Below are 15298 nucleotides of genomic sequence, written 5' to 3'. Positions count from 1 at the left end.
AGAATCGCAAGGCCTCGACCATCCTCACTGTCGCCCGCTTAGGCCCCTAGCCGTGTCTCTGCGTAGTTATCGTCGTAGTCGTCGTTTGCGTGCCCGATCTCATGCTTGGCAGCTCGGACCAAGAAGCCTGATCGGGTCAACCCATGGGCTTCTGCGAACGCATCAATTGCCTTTAGGACATCTTCTGGCAGAGTGATATTTACGCGAACCGCTCTTTTGGCTTCCGTCTTGACGCCAACTAGAATTGCAACGCCGTCTTGGTTCTCCGCGTCTGCCATCACCGCCTCCAGTGTGGAGGGTTCGGGAATTGCTTCGCCGTCTTCGGCTAGACCTTCAATGTGTAGGGCTAAGGCTTCTTCGGCCATAGCTCGCGCATCGTCGAGGTCCGTTCCAGCAGTGATCAGGCCAGGAAAATCGGGAAAGGACACGCCGTAATCACTGTCAGCGTCCTTATGGATCAATCCGATATAGTTGCGCATGTTCGCTACCTCAGTTTAAGTCCGGCTTGTTTCTCGATACTCTTCAGTGTTCCGATTGGGATGTCCCTTTTCGGGTGTGGAACAGTGACGCGTCCAGGTTTCTCGGGATGCCTAAACTGGACATGGCTGCCCTTGGTGGCGAAATCGTACCAGCCATCCTTTTGCAGGGCCACAATGATATCACCGCTCTTCATTCCCGGACCATACACACGAATGTGTATGGCGACAAGCGCAACATAATATGACTCCCGATCCTCAGTGAGTGAAGGTGAGGTTCTCGCCACCAACGCGCGACGGACCCTTCACAATCGAAACATGTTCCCGTTTGTACTTAGAAAGTCGTGACATATCGAAGGGAACCGGCGCCACAGGCGAACAAAGAAGATAAGCGTTAGCAGGTACATAGCTATTCGCGCAGATTGTTTCCGGTTCGATCCTGTTCACGACCTTAGAATTTGCTACGGGTGGCGACTGGGTGAGGAGACCTATCCTTGCCTAGAGCATCGCCGGTCACGTGCGGTGGAATAATTGCTCACCCGCGCCGCGACCGTCAGGGGCGGCGCGGAGCCGACAAGCACTTATCCGATTGCTACCGTCTCCAGGACCCATGCCGTTCGCTCAGCGAGTTCAGGAATCTTGCCGAGATAAGCTTGATAGTGGGGTGTCATGCGATGCGCCTCGACGGCGGCTGCGTCCAGGTAGAGTTCGTCCAGTATGTAGCGCTCGCCATGCGCTCGGTCGCACCATACATCCCAACGTAGATTGCCAGGCTCGGCTCTACAAAGTGGCGCCATGCCAATGAGCAATGCTCGCAGCTCGGGCGCCTTGCCAAGGTGAGCGGTCAGGATAGCGATGATCTTGGTCGGCGTTTGCGTCATGCCGAAAGCTCCTGATTGACCGCACGTGGGCGAGTCGTTGGGGCATATGACAGGTTGTGGGTCTGGACAACGGCATGGAAGGTGCACCAACACCTTTCATGCCGCACCGCACTTCATCAATTCAGGCCGAAACCGTCACTCGGTCGAGGGCGGCGATCAATTTCGCTGCAAGGGGATGATCCGATCGGGGATTCTGACCTGTGATAAGCTCGCGGTCTTCCACCACATGCGGGGAGAAGTCGACCGGGTTCGTTGTGACTTCGCCACCCGCCATGCTCAGCGCGTCGGGCATCGTGAAATAAAGCTTGCCATGGAGAATCTGCTCTTCGATTGGTTTCTCTTCGCTGGCTGAGAACACCGTCATCTTGTAGCTGGCATACTGCCAGCCCCTAGCGAGTTCGGACGCTTTGGAAATGTCGCCTGCAATCAGGGCGGCCCGATATTCCCTTGCGTGGGGTAGCGCGGCGAGCGAGGCAATAGGCCCGTGGCAAAGGAGGGCCGTTGGTTTCCCGCGTGCATGAAAGTGCCGCAGGATTTCGCCGAGATCAGCGTCCTGCATGAGATCGACGACCGGTGCCTGGCCGCCAGGCACAAACAGGCCAGCATAGCGATCGAGCCCGCCCTCTATCACCGATCGCAAGGTCCTAACATCGTTCATCGCTCGATGGTCCTTGAAAAATGCGTGCCCGCGCTTGTAGGCAGCTTCGTCGCCGTCAAAATGTTGCGCTACGTCCGACACGGGATCGATGTGCGGTTTGGTGCCGTCGGGGGTAGCCAACGTGATCTCGTATCCAGCGTCAACAAGGGCCATCGCTGGCACCACTGTTTCGTTTAGATATTGGCCGGTCGGACCGGTGCCACCTCCCTGAATTTCAATCCGGGTGGCGTTTGAGCCAACGACGAGAACGTTACCTTTGCTCATGGCGATCTCCTGATCTGGTGCGGTTAAGATCTGTGCGCCGGCGGACGGCCGCAGTGGTTGGGCTCGCCAGCGATCGGAATTTCATTGCTGCTCTGCCTGTGCCGTTGTCACGATTGCCAGTCTATTGAGCGGCCCTCACAATGAGATCCGCAACCTCTTTCGGATGAGACAGCATCGCGACGTGACCAGATGGCACTTCGACCATCTCGGCTTTCGCGGTTTTCACTTGATCCCTCTGTAAATCGGGAGCGATGATCTGATCCTCAGTCGCCACAACCATGAACGACGGTTTGTCGCGCCAGGCGGCATGGCTGACGGGCGTGGTGGTGGCGTTCGCGTGCAGCCGTCCTTGAACAGCGGCAACGAGCCTCTGCTCTTCCGGAGGCAGCCCGGCCGCGAAGTATCTGGCGATACCGTCATCGCTTATCTTGAGAAACCCGTCCTCGTCCTTGATGTATGTTTTTCTGCTTTCTTGGGCCGGATATTTGGAGGCGACGTCCACCAGCGATTTTCCGACATCAGGCGCATAGGCAGCCACATAGACCAATGACTTGACCTTCGGAGCATCGCCCGCTTCGGTGATGACGACGCCGCCCCACGAATGACCGACGAGCACGACAGGCCCTTCGGCATCACGGATCGCTCGCTCCGTGAAGGCCACGTCGCTTTCCAGAGATTCCAGTGGATTTTGGACGGCGATGACTTTCAGTCCGGCTCGTTCCAGGAGAGGGATGACCTTCTGCCAGGACGATCCGTCGGCGAAAGCGCCGTGAACAAGGACGACGGTCTTGGCTTTGAGATCCGCCGCGACAGCGTCGGGACATGTGGTTGCGAACGCCACCAGGGCGCTGAAGAGAAGTCCAAGAGTTCGGGACATCCGACATCCTCCGATAGGTGCTCTCAATGGCGATACCGGGAATAATCATCCAAGGGAGGCTCGGACGCATATTAATTGCGGTTAAATCCTGCGATTATTGCGTGGTTAGACGTGCGTATGCGTCTTCTCAAAGTCTGTGTCTGGTCCCGATGGAAAATTGGTCAATCAGAAACCGGCGGCGCCGAGGCGGGCCGCCGGTAGCGCGTGTCAAATAGGTCGGGCAATCGTAAGTCGCTGCCCGAACGCTGGAATTGCAAGAATGGTTCACTACGCTTGGAGTTGAATCGCCCGTCCGTTATGCGAAGAGACAGCCATGCTTCCGCGGCGCTGTCGGGGCGCTTGGGCTTGGTACAAAGATCGGCGTTCCTCGATGAGGGCGCGCTCCCCCGTGGCAAGGAGCTTATACGCGGCATAGGTCCTAGCGATCCCCGTCAACATGAAGTGCGCAGGTCCTGTTCCCGGATGAGGTGAAAGGAGAGATTTGTCGACAAGGTTGCCGATCGATTCAATGATGTCTGCGTGCCCGTGGCCATCGTCTTCCAGGATCGCGATGGCAGCATCAACGGAGAATTCGCCCGCAAACACCGACAGTCGCCTGAATACCTGTTGATCGGGTTCGGACAGGAGAGCGTAACTCCAATCCATCATCGCTTCAGCTGTTTGATGGCGTGCGCTGGCGTGGCGGCTGCCTCTCCATCGTAAGGTGAGCTGATTGTCCAATAGTTCTGCAACTCTCTCTAAGCCATAAGGTCCCATGCGGCTTGCCACGAGTTCAATCGCCAGCGGATTGCCGTCCAACCGTCTGCAGATGGTCGCTATTGTTGCTACTTCCTCGGTGCCCATAGGCTCCAGGTAGCCGCTATCGATCGCACGGTCCACGAAGAGCTGGATCGCCGGCCAAAGCAGCGCCTTTGCGAGGGTCAACCGACCTGCATGAGGAGGAACCGCAAGTGGGCGGAGAAGATAAACTCCTTCGCCGGGCAAACGGAAGGCTTCCCGGCTCGTGGCGAGAATATGCGCATTGGCACTATGCCGCAGAAGCGACCCCACGATATCTGTCACGGCGTCTATAACGTGTTCGCAATTGTCAATAACCACCAGGGCGCGCTGTGACGACAGGTGGCCGGCAATGTCGCCTATGGTATCCTCTTCTGAAAGGGGAATTCCCAGAGCCGAGGCTACCGCTCCCAATACCGCCGTTTCATTATCGATCGTGCCAAGATCGACAAAATAGGCATATTCGAACGTGGGTAGCGCGTGCGCCACTAAAATGGCGAGTGTCGTTTTGCCGACTCCGCCCGTCCCCACAATTGTGACGAACCGGCGCTCCGCCACCATCTGCGAAAGTTTGGAAACGTTCTCGTCGCGGCCGACCGGATGGCTCAACGGAGGCGGGAAGGCGGTTGTCGTTGCGACGGATCCACTGTGGTTCAAGTGTGTATAGACGGTTTTTTCGAGTTCGGCAGTGTCCTCCCATTTGACCGGGGCGACGAAACTGTAACCGCGACCTGCCACGCTGACGATATAGCGATTGCCGTTTTCGCCGCAGCCGATTTCGCGCCTCAGATGTGTCATTTGCACTCGTATGTTTGAGGCTTCGACATTGAGGCCGGGCCATGCAAACGCCATAAGTTCCGCTTGGGAAAGGACGCGCCCGTGATTTTGGACCAGAGCAACAAGGATGTCGAAGGCGCGGCTACCAATTGCAAGCAGATCATCGTCTCGCAACAGAACCCTTGCCGCCGGATTCAGGCGATATGGCCCAAAGCCGAAATAGCCATTCCTGCCGTGAAATCCCATTTCGGTTCCCCTCAATGGCTTTGCCCTCGTGGGCACGGTGAAATCCACATAAGTTCACACACTGATAATACAGGACATCGCGGGCAACGGAGGTTAAATGCGGTAAATAATCGGCTGGGTTCGTTTCCCAGGATGCGAGCGCTTGCGCGCGATGGAGATTTCACGGGCTTTGACAATATTTTACGCGCGACGGAGACGCTGCCGGCGTAGTTTTTGATCTTGTCGAGGAATTCGATCGCTGATGGCCGGTGAGAGTGACGACCCCTCCAAATCGATTTGCAAGTTGGGGCGCGGGTCGAGGTCGTTTCCGTTGGTCGGAGCTTCCGCAACCGTACGCGAATCCCGGGCGAGGCGGCTCCCGATCTTGGGGTGCCGAGCCTCAAAATGCGTCAAACTGCAGTCTTTCGCAAAGCGCATCGAATGACACGGAGTGAAGCTAATGCCCACAGCGTCTCTCTTCAAACCCATTAAAATTGGGAGCCTAAACCTACTTAATCGCATAGTGATCGCCCCGATGTGCCAATACTCGGCCGAAGAGGGCTGTATGAACGAATGGCATCTCATTCATCTTGGGAAGCTGGCGTTGTCCGGCGCGGCTTTGCTGACCATAGAGGCAACCGCCGTCCTTCCTGAGGGGCGTATAACCTATGCGGATCTCGGCTTGTGGAACGAGCGGTGCTATGCGGCGATGGGACTTATACTTGAGAGTATCCGTCGCTGGACGGATATGCCCATCGGAGTTCAGCTCAGCCATGCGGGTCGGAAAGCGTCGACTGAAGTTCCCTGGAAGGGTGGAGCACAGATTTCACCATCCGAAGCGCTCGGGTGGCAAACATTTGCGCCGTCGGCACTTCGGTACAACAAGGGCATGTTCAATCCCGCGGCCCTGGACAAGGAGGGATTGAAGCTTGTTCGGAATGCGTTTGCAGCGGCAGCAAAGCGCGCCGTCAAGCTCGGCCTTGATCTGATCCAGGTCCATGCGGCTCACGGATATCTCCTTCACCAGTTCCTCTCTCCACTAAGCAATCGCAGGGACGACGATTACGGCGGATCGCTGGCAAATCGGATGCGCTTTCCTCTCGAAATATTCGATGCCGTCCGCTCGGTGGCACCCGCTGAGATGCCGGTCTCGATCAGGCTGTCCGCCACTGATTGGGTCGAGGGAGGCTGGGATGTGGAGCAAACGCTTCACTTCGCCGCGGAACTGCAGCGGCGGGGTTGTGATGCCATACACGTCTCCAGCGGCGGCTTGCATCCTGCCCAACATGTTCCGATCGGGCCGGGATATCAGGTGCCGTTTGCCCGCGCGGTCAAGAAAGAAGTCAAGATACCCGTGGTCGCGGTTGGGCTTATTACAGGTTTTGAGCAGGCTGAAGCTATCGTCGGAACGGGTGATGCGGACATGGTGGCGCTTGCCAGGACCATCCTGTTCGATCCAAACTGGCCCTGGCATGCCGCCGCGCAGCTTGGCGGCAAGGTACAGGTCCCGAAGCAATACCTTCGGTCACAGCCCAGTCGATTCAATAACCTGTTCGAAAACGAATGACATACAAGGTGGGCTTGGGGTTGCCACTTGGTGGAGGTGACTCAGTCTCATCAAATGAGTTAATACTACGACCGCCCGACTGCTTTCGGGAATACCGAGCCGCTGGTTAGCCCAAATAGCGGCGGGGCAATGGAATTAGAGCAAACGACACGGCATTGAGTTGCATCGGCAGAATTTGCCGGCGAGCGATGGTGGTGATACGCAAGAACCAATTGCGGTAGATTGGTCTATTTGTAGCATCCATTGGCAGACAGCCCACTGCGTGGCGAACTGAAATTACCGTATCCGCTCGCGCGATAGTGACCTCGACATATTTTTTTGTGCGGCCGACCAAAGCGCGCGAAGAGGAACACATGGCATCAACGGAACCGTACGAGGTGGTCGCTTTTGGCCCCTTTAGCCTTCACAGGGAGCAGCGTCGCTTGTTCTGCGGCTCCGAGGAGGTTCAGCTTGGCGGTCGGGCAATGGAGATGCTCGTAACCTTGGCCCGGAAGAAGGGCGAGTTGGTTCGAAAGGAAGAACTCTACGACGCTGCGTGGCCCGGCATCTTTGTCCATGAAGCCAATCTGAAAGTGACAATCGCCTCGCTGAGGCGAGCGCTGAGGGAGTATTCTCCCGCGGAGGACTATATCAGGACACTGATAGGCCGCGGCTACTGGCTAAGCGATCAGATACCGTCCGGAGAGATGCAGAGCATCGCGGATCTCCCTGTTGTGGCCAACACCCGCTTTCCCGAGTTGGGTACGGTGATCGGGCGCGATGCCGAAATCGCCGAGCTGCGAGACAAGATTGCCGCTAACCGTCTGACGACGATCGTTGGCCCCGGCGGCATTGGAAAGACAACGTTGGCCGTCGCCACCGTGCAACTCATCGAAGACGAGGAGGGAGGCCTCGTCACCTTCATCGACTTCTCTCGTGCGACCGGCGAGGAATTCGTCATTCCCTCGGTTGCCGCCGCACTTGGCATAAGCTCAGCAAATCAGGATCGACTTGAGGCGATCTCGTCGATCCTCGCTCGACGGAAGGCTTTGCTCTTGCTGGACACGTGTGAGCATGTGCTCAACGCCGTCGCGCATCTTTGCGACGTCATCCTCGCAAACACGAGGGACGTTAGGATCGTCGCAACGAGCCGCCAGGCTCTCCGGGCGAAGCGGGAAGAGGTCTTCTGGCTTGCTCCTTTGGAGGTTCCGCCGGCTGGCCGGACCTACACGGCCGAACAGGTGGTTCAGTATTCGGCACCGCAACTTCTTGTCGAACGAGCGTCCGAGAAGGGGAAGTACACGATTGAGGATGAAGATGCTTCTGCGGTCGCCGAGATATGCAGGCGGCTCGATGGATCGCCTCTCGCAATCGAGCTAATCTCGTCTCGGCTCACAAGCCGAAGTGCTGCCGGCGTTCTCAAGGAACTTGATGATCGCTTTGCCACACTGGTTGGAGCTGAGCAGGATGGTCCTCTTCGTCAACAGACCCTGCTCGCGACGCTGGAATGGAGCTACGGGCTCCTCTCCAAGAGCGAGGCGGCCGTGCTGCGTTCCATCTCGATCTTCATGGGAACGTTCGATATCGACGCGGTTGTGAGCGTCGTTTCTGACCTCGATCCAACAACCGTTTTTGATGCTATCGCCGGGCTACGCGCCAAGTCTATGCTGAGTGTCGAACAGATTGCAGGAGCGATGCGATATCGCCTTCTAGACAGTACTCGCGCGTTCGCGGGCAACCTGCTGGAAACCTCCGGGGAATTGCCTGCGATGTCAGGAGCACACGCCCGCCTTATGCTGGGTATATTTGCTCGCGCGAACGCCGACCGCGCAAGGCTTCCGGCGCGACAATGGCACGCTGCCTATGCCGGCCATGCCGACGATTTGCGCAGAGCCATCGGATGGGCGTTGTTTCTTCGAGGCGATCCGCTGCTCGGTATCCAATTGGTCGCATCCGGCGTACCTCTATGGCATGAACTGTCGTTGAGCGAAGAGGCGCGAAGGAACTGTGAGCGGGCCCTTGCCGAGTTCGATCGCATTGGCTGCAAGGACACGGCTCTGAAGCTTAAGCTCGTCGTGGGGCTTGCAGTCGTTAATAGCTACGTATCGGCTGACGCTGGAAAAGCGATCGAGATCTTCGAAACCGCAATCAGGCTTTCGCGTCAAATCGGCGATACCAATGCCGAGTGCCAAGGTTTGGGTGCGCTGGCGAGATATCGGCTTCTGCCCGGCAACCAGATCGAGGCCAGGAAGATTCTTAAGGAACTGAAGCGTGTTGCTGAACGATCGAACAACCGTGCGGCGCGCTGGGAGCATGAGATTCTTCTTACAGAATTAGAGATCATTCACTGCCAATATCCACCAGCAATTGCCAGGATGAAGAAGTTGAGTCAGGAGGTGCGGGGTTTCTCCGATGGGACAGGTTCTCGATTTGATCTCGATCCGAAGATCAGGAGCGAAACGACGCTTGGCGCGCTACAATGGCTGGGCTCTGTCAGGCCCGGAACGGGTCTGAGTACGGTTAAGCTTTGCGCGCATGAAGCTCTGGAAGTCCATCACGGATGGACCCTCATATCGTGCTATACCCACGGAGCGCTTTTCATTCTAAGCGAATGTCAGGAATGGGCTCTGGGCACGTACTACGCCGAGCAACTGAAAGATACGATTTATCGTCACGGCATGCCGACATGGATCCCGGTGGCCAACTGCTACGCAGAAGCGCTCTACGTTCTTTCGGGTGATCGAGATGACCCGGATGGGCCTATGAGGGCGTTTGACGAACTCCGCACCGGCCTTCGGCAATTAGGACGTCATGTCTACTACGCGCTCCTGATACGCGCCCTTTATTCAATCGGACATGTCAACGAAGCAGCACGGATTCTCAACTATCTGTTTGATATCGGACCGCAGCGTTCAATGGTGCCCGAGTTATTGCGCCTAAGGGCTGTCAAGGAACGATCGATTGGGCGCGACGAAGAAGCACTTTTCACTTTGCGTCAATCGCTGCAAGCGGCGGAAGAAAACGGTGCGTGGGGATGGCGGATCCGTAGTGCAACTGACCTTGCTATCCTGCTCAGAGACCGTTTGCAGATCGATGACGCCAAGAGCGTTCTCGAACCAGTTTATGGCCAGTTCATAGATGGGTTCGATACTCCCGACCTGCAGAGAGCCGGAAATCTCTTGACGGAGTTGCGGAATTTTGGACGCGCTCAGAGTACATAGCGAGTTGCCAAGGCGATGCTCAAACACCCATCGGCTGACTCGCGGTTTCGCGGGTCACCGGATTATTCGTCAGCCAGCCGTGGATTGAATGCACCACGACTGATCCCTCGCCGACACTTGAGGCAACACGCTTCACCGATTGGGCACGGACGTCGCCAACCGCGAATATGCCAGGAACGCTGGTGGCATAGGGCGAATTCCTGGGCGCACCATTGTTGTCGTGCCCGGTGAGGATAAAGCCACGATTGTCGAGTTCGATACAGCCATCCAGCCAGTCGGTGTTTGGGATAGCGCCGATCATCAGAAACAGGTTTGAAATAGGCTGCTCGAACTCGTGTTTACCGTGTTGCAGCCATCGGACGCTGGAAAGGTAGTTTCCGCCGACAAGCGAGGTGATCTGGCTTAGAGTGTGCAGCGTGATCCGTGGGGATACGGCGATGCGCGCGACAAGATAGTCCGACATGGTGTCAGACAGGCCATTGCCCCGAACGATCAGATGCACGTGACGGGCCGCTGCGGACAGGAAGATTGCGGCCTGCCCGGCGGAATTCCCGCCGCCCACAACCGCGACTTCGGTGCCTTCGCAAAGCTGCGACTCGATCGAGGTGGCCGCGTAGTGAACTCCTCTTCCTTCGAAGCGCAGAGAATCGGGAATGTCCAATCGGCGGTAGCGCGCGCCAGTTGCGACGACGACAGATCGGCCAAACACCACGTAGCCACCCTCCAGATGCACCCCGAACGGATAGCAGGTGCAATCGAGACGACACGCCGGGTCGGCGACGACGAACCGAGCGCCGAACTTCTGAGCCTGAATTTGAGCGCGCCTCGCAAGGTCCTGTCCCGAAATACCCATCGGAAATCCGAGGTAGTTCTCGATGCGCGAACTCGTGCTCGCCTGCCCGCCGGGGCCAACCGCCTCCAGGACGAGCGTGTCCAGTCCCTCGGATGCTGCGTAGACCGCCGCGGCGAGGCCGGACGGCCCGGCACCAACAACAACCACGTCGTATAAATGTGAGGGGTTCAGGCGCTCCGTGATCCCAAGACCCTCGGCAAGATCACGGTTGGTTGGTCGAGTGAGCACCTTGACGCCATTGAGAACAACGATCGGCAAGTTGTCGGTATCGGCATGGAAGGATTCCATTGCCGCTCGCGCAACTTCATCGGTGTCGGTGTCCAGGCAGCGATATGGATAGCCGTTCCTTTCGAGAAACGTCTGGATGCGGACCGTATCTCCGGCGCGACAACTACCCACGACCACGGTTCCGCCTTCGGCATGCTCGAGAAGCCTTGCACGTCTGAGGATGAACGAGCGCAGGATGATCTCTCCGATATCCGGTTCAGCGCTGACCAGCCTCAGTAGTGATGGACGGGAAAGACGAATGACGGACGTGGAAACGGTCGCTCTCCCACAAACGAGAACCGCCCGGCCACTCAAGTGATGCAGTTCCCCGGTGAACTGGTTTTCGCGGTGTGTGGCGATAAGCGCATGTCCGCCTTGTCCGTCGCTTTCGAAAACGTCGACAGATCCGTTCAGAATGACGAAGAAATCAACCTCCCGATCGCCGACCTCGTACAGATACGTGCCGCCATCGAAACGATCCTTGCGTCCGAACGGGATAATGCGCTCCACCATATCGGACGTGAGGCGGGGAAACGCCTCACCGGGGATTTCACGAAGCGCGGCGGAAACCGGGCTGCTGATAGTACTGAAGTCAGCTCTGTCGGCCATCGGGAAAAACCTCGGTAAAGCCCGTGTGGTGCACACTTGCTCGAGAAAAGCCTACGCTTGCCGGCCGAGGGCGGCCTGTTAAAGGGCGCTTATCATCGCGAAATTCCGGGAACGGCCGGACGCGTACGCTGGTCGAACGCGACGGCCCCTTTTCAAGAACGACGAGGCGATCGGTCGCTTCCCGGCATGCGAATGACGTTGGGTAGCTGCAACACAGCTCCTGAACGACTGGTGCTGAAGACCCGTTCCCTTCGCACGATGGGCGTTGTTAAGTCGAGCAAGAGAGATGGCATGCCGGATTTCACGCGCATTGACGGCGTTTAGCGTGCGTTGCCAGAATGAGATGTTAGCCTGCATCCAATTCAAAACGACGGACACGCATCGTCCGAACGTTCCGGCTTGTCGGGCGGTTCGCTCGGACGATGCCCTCCCATCGGAAATCCAAGGGACGCAAGATGACCAGGCTAATCGCTACCCTTACGCTGGATGACGCCAAACTGATGCTGTCAGCGGCAGAGGCAAAGGCGGCGGAGTTTGCCATTGCCTACAATGTCGCCGTAGTCGACGCCGGTGGACATCTGATCGCCTTCGTCCGTCAGGACGACGCGCTGATCGGTAGTATCGATCTGGCCATCAAAAAGGCTGTCACGACGAGGCTCTTCGACAAGAAAACTGACTACCTGGCAAAGCTGGCGCAACCCGGCGAGCCGCTCTTCGGTATTGATCAGAGCAATGACGGCAACGTCGTCATCTTCGGTGGCGGACTTCCTGTCATCCGTGACGGTCGTTTGATCGGCGCCGTTGGCGCAAGCGCCGGATCGGTGGAGCAGGACATTGCTGTCGCGCAAGCCGCCGTATCGGCCATCGACCTCATGCCCGCAGACTCGCAATTGCTAACTTCAGGAAAGGAGCAAAGACGATGACAACCAATATCGAAGGGAAAGTCGTGCTGATCACCGGAGGTGGTACGGGGCTGGGCGCCGAGACTGCGCAGATGCTTGCTCAAAAGGGGGCGAAGGTCGCAATCGCTGCGCGTCGGCGCGGAAAGCTCGACGAAGTCGCTGCCAGAATTTCCAACTCCGGCGGCAAGGCGAAGGGCTATGAGCTGGACGTCGCCAACAAGGACCAGTTCAACTCGGTCGTGAATGCGGTGGCATCCGACTTCGGAAGGCTGGACGTCCTTATCAACAACGCAGGGCTGATGCCCATCCGCCCGATGGCGGAAGTGAACACGGACGAATGGGACGCAATGATTGACGTCAACCTCAGGGGGACGCTCTACGGTATTGCCGCGGTTCTCCCGATGTTCATCAAACAGGAAGCTGGCCACATCATCAACATCAGCTCTGTTGCGGGCGTCAAGGTTTTCGCACCTGGTGGCACGGTCTACTCCGGCACCAAATTTGCCGTTCGTGCTATCTCTGAAGGGCTGCGCCAGGAGATAGGCAGCAAGATAAGGGTGACCTCGATCGAGCCCGGCGCGGTCGATAGCGACCTCAAGCACACGACCAGCGGCACATCACAGGGCGCGGTCATGGAATTCTACAAGTCGGCAATCCCTGCAAGCTCGGTTGCCAGGGCAATCACCTTCGCCATCGAGCAGCCTGCCGACGTGGACATCAACGAGATCGTGTTGCGGCCGACGGCACAGGAATTCTGATCCGCCGATCAAACCCGCTACCACACCGCCTTCCACTGATCGCGGCTCTCGATGGAGCGCAGTGCTCCGGGAATGCGCGCCGCAGTTCCCAAGATCTGGTCCGACCCAGACATCAAAAGGAGGAATGACATGGCTTATCAGAGCGTAAATCCTGCGACCGGCAAGGTTCTCAAGACATTCAACAACCACAGCGATGAAGAAATCGAGAGGGCGCTCACGCTGGCACACTCCCTCTACAAGTCGCCATGGTGCAAGGGCGACCGGGGGCCTCGTCTTGAGGTCCTGCGCCGGTTTGCAGAGCTGGCTAGCGCGCGCGTCGACGACCTGGCGCGCATTCTTACCCTGGAAATGGGCAAGCGGATCAACGAGGCGCGGACCGAGGTGCGGATAACCGCCGACATCGCCCAGTATTATGCCGACAATGCCGAAGCCTTTCTAGCACGCGAGAAGGTGACCACACCGAAGGGCGAGGCATGGCTGGAGTACCATCCAATCGGCGTCGTCGTTGCTGTCGAGCCCTGGAATTTCCCTTTCTATCAGCTGATCCGCGTCGCGGGACCGAACTTCGCGATCGGCAATCCCGTGCTCGCAAAGCATGCCAGCATGGTTCCGCAGGCTGCGGTGGCCTTCGAGGAGCTTCTTGCCGAGGCGGGCGCACCTGAGGGCGCCTGGACGAACATATTCGCGACGGGAGATCAGATTTCGAAGCTCATCGCCGACTATCGCGTCCAGGGCGTGGCTCTAACAGGTTCCGAGGGCGCTGGCAGTATCGTGGCGGCCAACGCTGGCAAGAACCTCAAGAAATCAGTGATGGAACTTGGCGGGAGCGACGTCTTCGTCGTTCTCGACGATGCCGACCTGGACAAGGCGGTCGCCGCTGGGGTCGAGGCCAGGCTTCGCGGGTGCGGCCAGGTCTGCAATGGTGCGAAGCGCTTCCTCATCCACGAGAAGGTTGCCGACGAATTCACGAAGAAGCTAGCCGACAAGTTCACGAACACGAAGATCGGCGACCCCATGGATGAATCTGTCGGATTGGGGCCGATGTCGTCGATCGGGGCTCGTGACGATATCGCAGGACAGGTCGAGCGAGCAGTGAAGGCCGGGGCCAAGGTGCTGGTTGGTGGGAGCGCAATCGACGGACCGGGGGCCTACTACAAGCCGACCATCCTGACCAATGTGTCTCGAGACAACCCCGCCTATTTCGAGGAGTTCTTCGGCCCCGTGGCGCAGGTACATGTGATCAAAAATGATGATGATGTCGTCAGGATCGCAAACGACTCGAATTTCGGCCTTTCGGGGGCGATATTCACTGCTGACGTTGAGCGGGCGAAATCCCTCGCGTCGCAGGTCGAGACCGGCTCGGTATGGATCAATACGTCTTCCTTCACTGGACCGGAGCTTCCGTTCGGCGGGGTGAAGAGATCCGGCTACGGTCGCGAACTCGCAGGAGCAGGTATCAAGGAGCTGGTAAACCAGAAAATGGTGCTTGTCGCACACTAAACCGTAGCGGGTACCGAGCATAGTGGGTCGCGTACAAGCGGCCCATCATGCATGAGGCGGCTCGAGACAGGAGGACGGAAGACGTTCCCCGTTTCGGCCAATGCACCCTTGCTGCAGCAGCCAGAAACGCGTCTGCGCAAGCAGCCACTGCTTCGACAACATGTTCACAGTTGTCGAGGACAAGCATGAAATCCTGGTCGGCCGCGAAGGCGGCGATCGCGGCTTTGATATTCGCCGAGTGAACCCTTAATCCCATCGCCGTGGCGATCGACGTCGGTACGAGCGTTTCATCGTTCACAGTCGCCAGATCAACGAACCAGACGCCATGTTCATAAGCCGCGGTCAGTCGGCCAGCGATTGCGAGCGCCAATCTCGTCTTGCCGACGCCGCCCGGGCCTACGATCGTCACGAGGCGCGAGCCCTCAAGGGCACGCCCGATCGCATCAATGGCAGGATCTCGCGGATAGTGGACATAGTGTCGGGGACGAAGCATGGATGGCTTCGGCCTGGGCTTCGTCATGGAGGATAGGGTCGCCGACCATCTTGCGAGCGGCAGGCTGGTCCGGGTGCTCGACGACTGGTGCCCGCCATTTCCGGGCTATCATCTATACTGCCCGAGCAGGCGGCAAACTTCGGCCGCGTTTTCGGTGCTGGTCGAGGCGCTTCGCTACCGCGGCGAATGAGCCTGCAAAGCATGGAACTGGAAA

At 58.0% G+C, this 15298-nt stretch carries 13 protein-coding genes and 1 pseudogene; 6 read left to right on the top strand and 8 right to left on the bottom strand.

The window, feature by feature from the left end:
* Window positions 1-38: 38 nt before the first annotated feature.
* From AC1DE4_RS24085 to AC1DE4_RS24060, 6 genes are all read right to left on the bottom strand, one after another.
* Complete coding sequence (locus AC1DE4_RS24085) at window positions 39-479, bottom strand: type II toxin-antitoxin system HicB family antitoxin (protein WP_169682125.1); 441 nt, start codon at window positions 477-479, stop codon at window positions 39-41.
* A 5-nt stretch (window positions 480-484) separates the two neighbouring features.
* Window positions 485-673: a type II toxin-antitoxin system HicA family toxin gene (locus AC1DE4_RS24080; RefSeq protein ID WP_477883415.1), complete on the bottom strand. Its 189-nt coding sequence runs from the start codon at window positions 671-673 to the stop codon at window positions 485-487.
* Window positions 674-1057: 384 nt separating this feature from the next.
* Window positions 1058-1357, bottom strand: coding sequence for a putative quinol monooxygenase (locus AC1DE4_RS24075; protein ID WP_169682126.1), 300 nt, complete (start codon window positions 1355-1357; stop codon window positions 1058-1060).
* 121 nt (window positions 1358-1478) lie between these two features.
* Complete coding sequence (locus tag AC1DE4_RS24070) at window positions 1479-2279, bottom strand: type 1 glutamine amidotransferase domain-containing protein (protein ID WP_477883413.1); 801 nt, start codon at window positions 2277-2279, stop codon at window positions 1479-1481.
* A 121-nt stretch (window positions 2280-2400) separates the two neighbouring features.
* Window positions 2401-3156: an alpha/beta fold hydrolase gene (locus AC1DE4_RS24065; protein WP_477883411.1), complete on the bottom strand. Its 756-nt coding sequence runs from the start codon at window positions 3154-3156 to the stop codon at window positions 2401-2403.
* Window positions 3157-3423: 267 nt separating this feature from the next.
* A complete protein-coding gene (locus tag AC1DE4_RS24060) occupies window positions 3424-4956 on the bottom strand; it encodes an ATP-binding protein (protein WP_477883409.1) in 1533 nt (510 codons plus the stop codon).
* Window positions 4957-5395: 439 nt separating this feature from the next.
* On the opposite strand from AC1DE4_RS24060, the gene AC1DE4_RS24055 reads away from it, so the two are divergent.
* Together AC1DE4_RS24055 and AC1DE4_RS24050 are read left to right on the top strand one after the other, a co-directional pair.
* Window positions 5396-6502, top strand: coding sequence for an NADH:flavin oxidoreductase/NADH oxidase (locus AC1DE4_RS24055; protein WP_477883407.1), 1107 nt, complete (start codon window positions 5396-5398; stop codon window positions 6500-6502).
* Between the two features lie 353 nt (window positions 6503-6855).
* On the top strand, window positions 6856-9702 hold the full coding sequence (locus tag AC1DE4_RS24050; protein ID WP_477883405.1) for an ATP-binding protein: 2847 nt from the start codon (window positions 6856-6858) through the stop codon (window positions 9700-9702).
* Between the two features lie 19 nt (window positions 9703-9721).
* Here AC1DE4_RS24050 and AC1DE4_RS24045 read toward each other — a convergent pair whose 3' ends face one another.
* Entirely contained in the window at window positions 9722-11431 is a 1710-nt protein-coding gene (locus AC1DE4_RS24045) for an FAD-dependent oxidoreductase (protein ID WP_477883403.1), read from the bottom strand.
* Window positions 11432-11886: 455 nt separating this feature from the next.
* Here AC1DE4_RS24045 and AC1DE4_RS24040 point away from each other — a divergent pair, with 455 nt between their 5' ends.
* The 3 genes from AC1DE4_RS24040 (at window position 11887) to AC1DE4_RS24030 (ending at window position 14591) form a co-directional block, all read left to right on the top strand.
* Window positions 11887-12354: a GlcG/HbpS family heme-binding protein gene (locus tag AC1DE4_RS24040; protein WP_477883401.1), complete on the top strand. Its 468-nt coding sequence runs from the start codon at window positions 11887-11889 to the stop codon at window positions 12352-12354.
* Complete coding sequence (locus AC1DE4_RS24035; protein ID WP_169682135.1) at window positions 12351-13091, top strand: SDR family oxidoreductase; 741 nt, start codon at window positions 12351-12353, stop codon at window positions 13089-13091. The genes AC1DE4_RS24040 and AC1DE4_RS24035 overlap by 4 nt, the downstream gene beginning before the upstream one ends.
* A gap of 129 nt (window positions 13092-13220) precedes the next feature.
* Entirely contained in the window at window positions 13221-14591 is a 1371-nt protein-coding gene (locus AC1DE4_RS24030; protein WP_477883399.1) for an NAD-dependent succinate-semialdehyde dehydrogenase, read from the top strand.
* On the opposite strand, the gene AC1DE4_RS24025 is transcribed toward AC1DE4_RS24030, so the two are convergent.
* Window positions 14548-15084: an NB-ARC domain-containing protein gene (locus tag AC1DE4_RS24025; RefSeq protein WP_477883397.1), complete on the bottom strand. Its 537-nt coding sequence runs from the start codon at window positions 15082-15084 to the stop codon at window positions 14548-14550. The genes AC1DE4_RS24030 and AC1DE4_RS24025 overlap by 44 nt on opposite strands.
* On the opposite strand from AC1DE4_RS24025, the pseudogene AC1DE4_RS24020 reads away from it, so the two are divergent.
* Window positions 15080-15274, top strand: a pseudogene (locus AC1DE4_RS24020) (LysR substrate-binding domain-containing protein); the annotation flags it as partial. The gene AC1DE4_RS24025 and the pseudogene AC1DE4_RS24020 overlap by 5 nt on opposite strands.
* Window positions 15275-15298: the final 24 nt, after the last annotated feature.

The organism is Rhizobium sp. 10N414, assembly GCF_056394785.1.
Note: the sequence above shows the minus strand (reverse complement) of the source record. Positions and strands in the feature narration are given on the sequence as shown.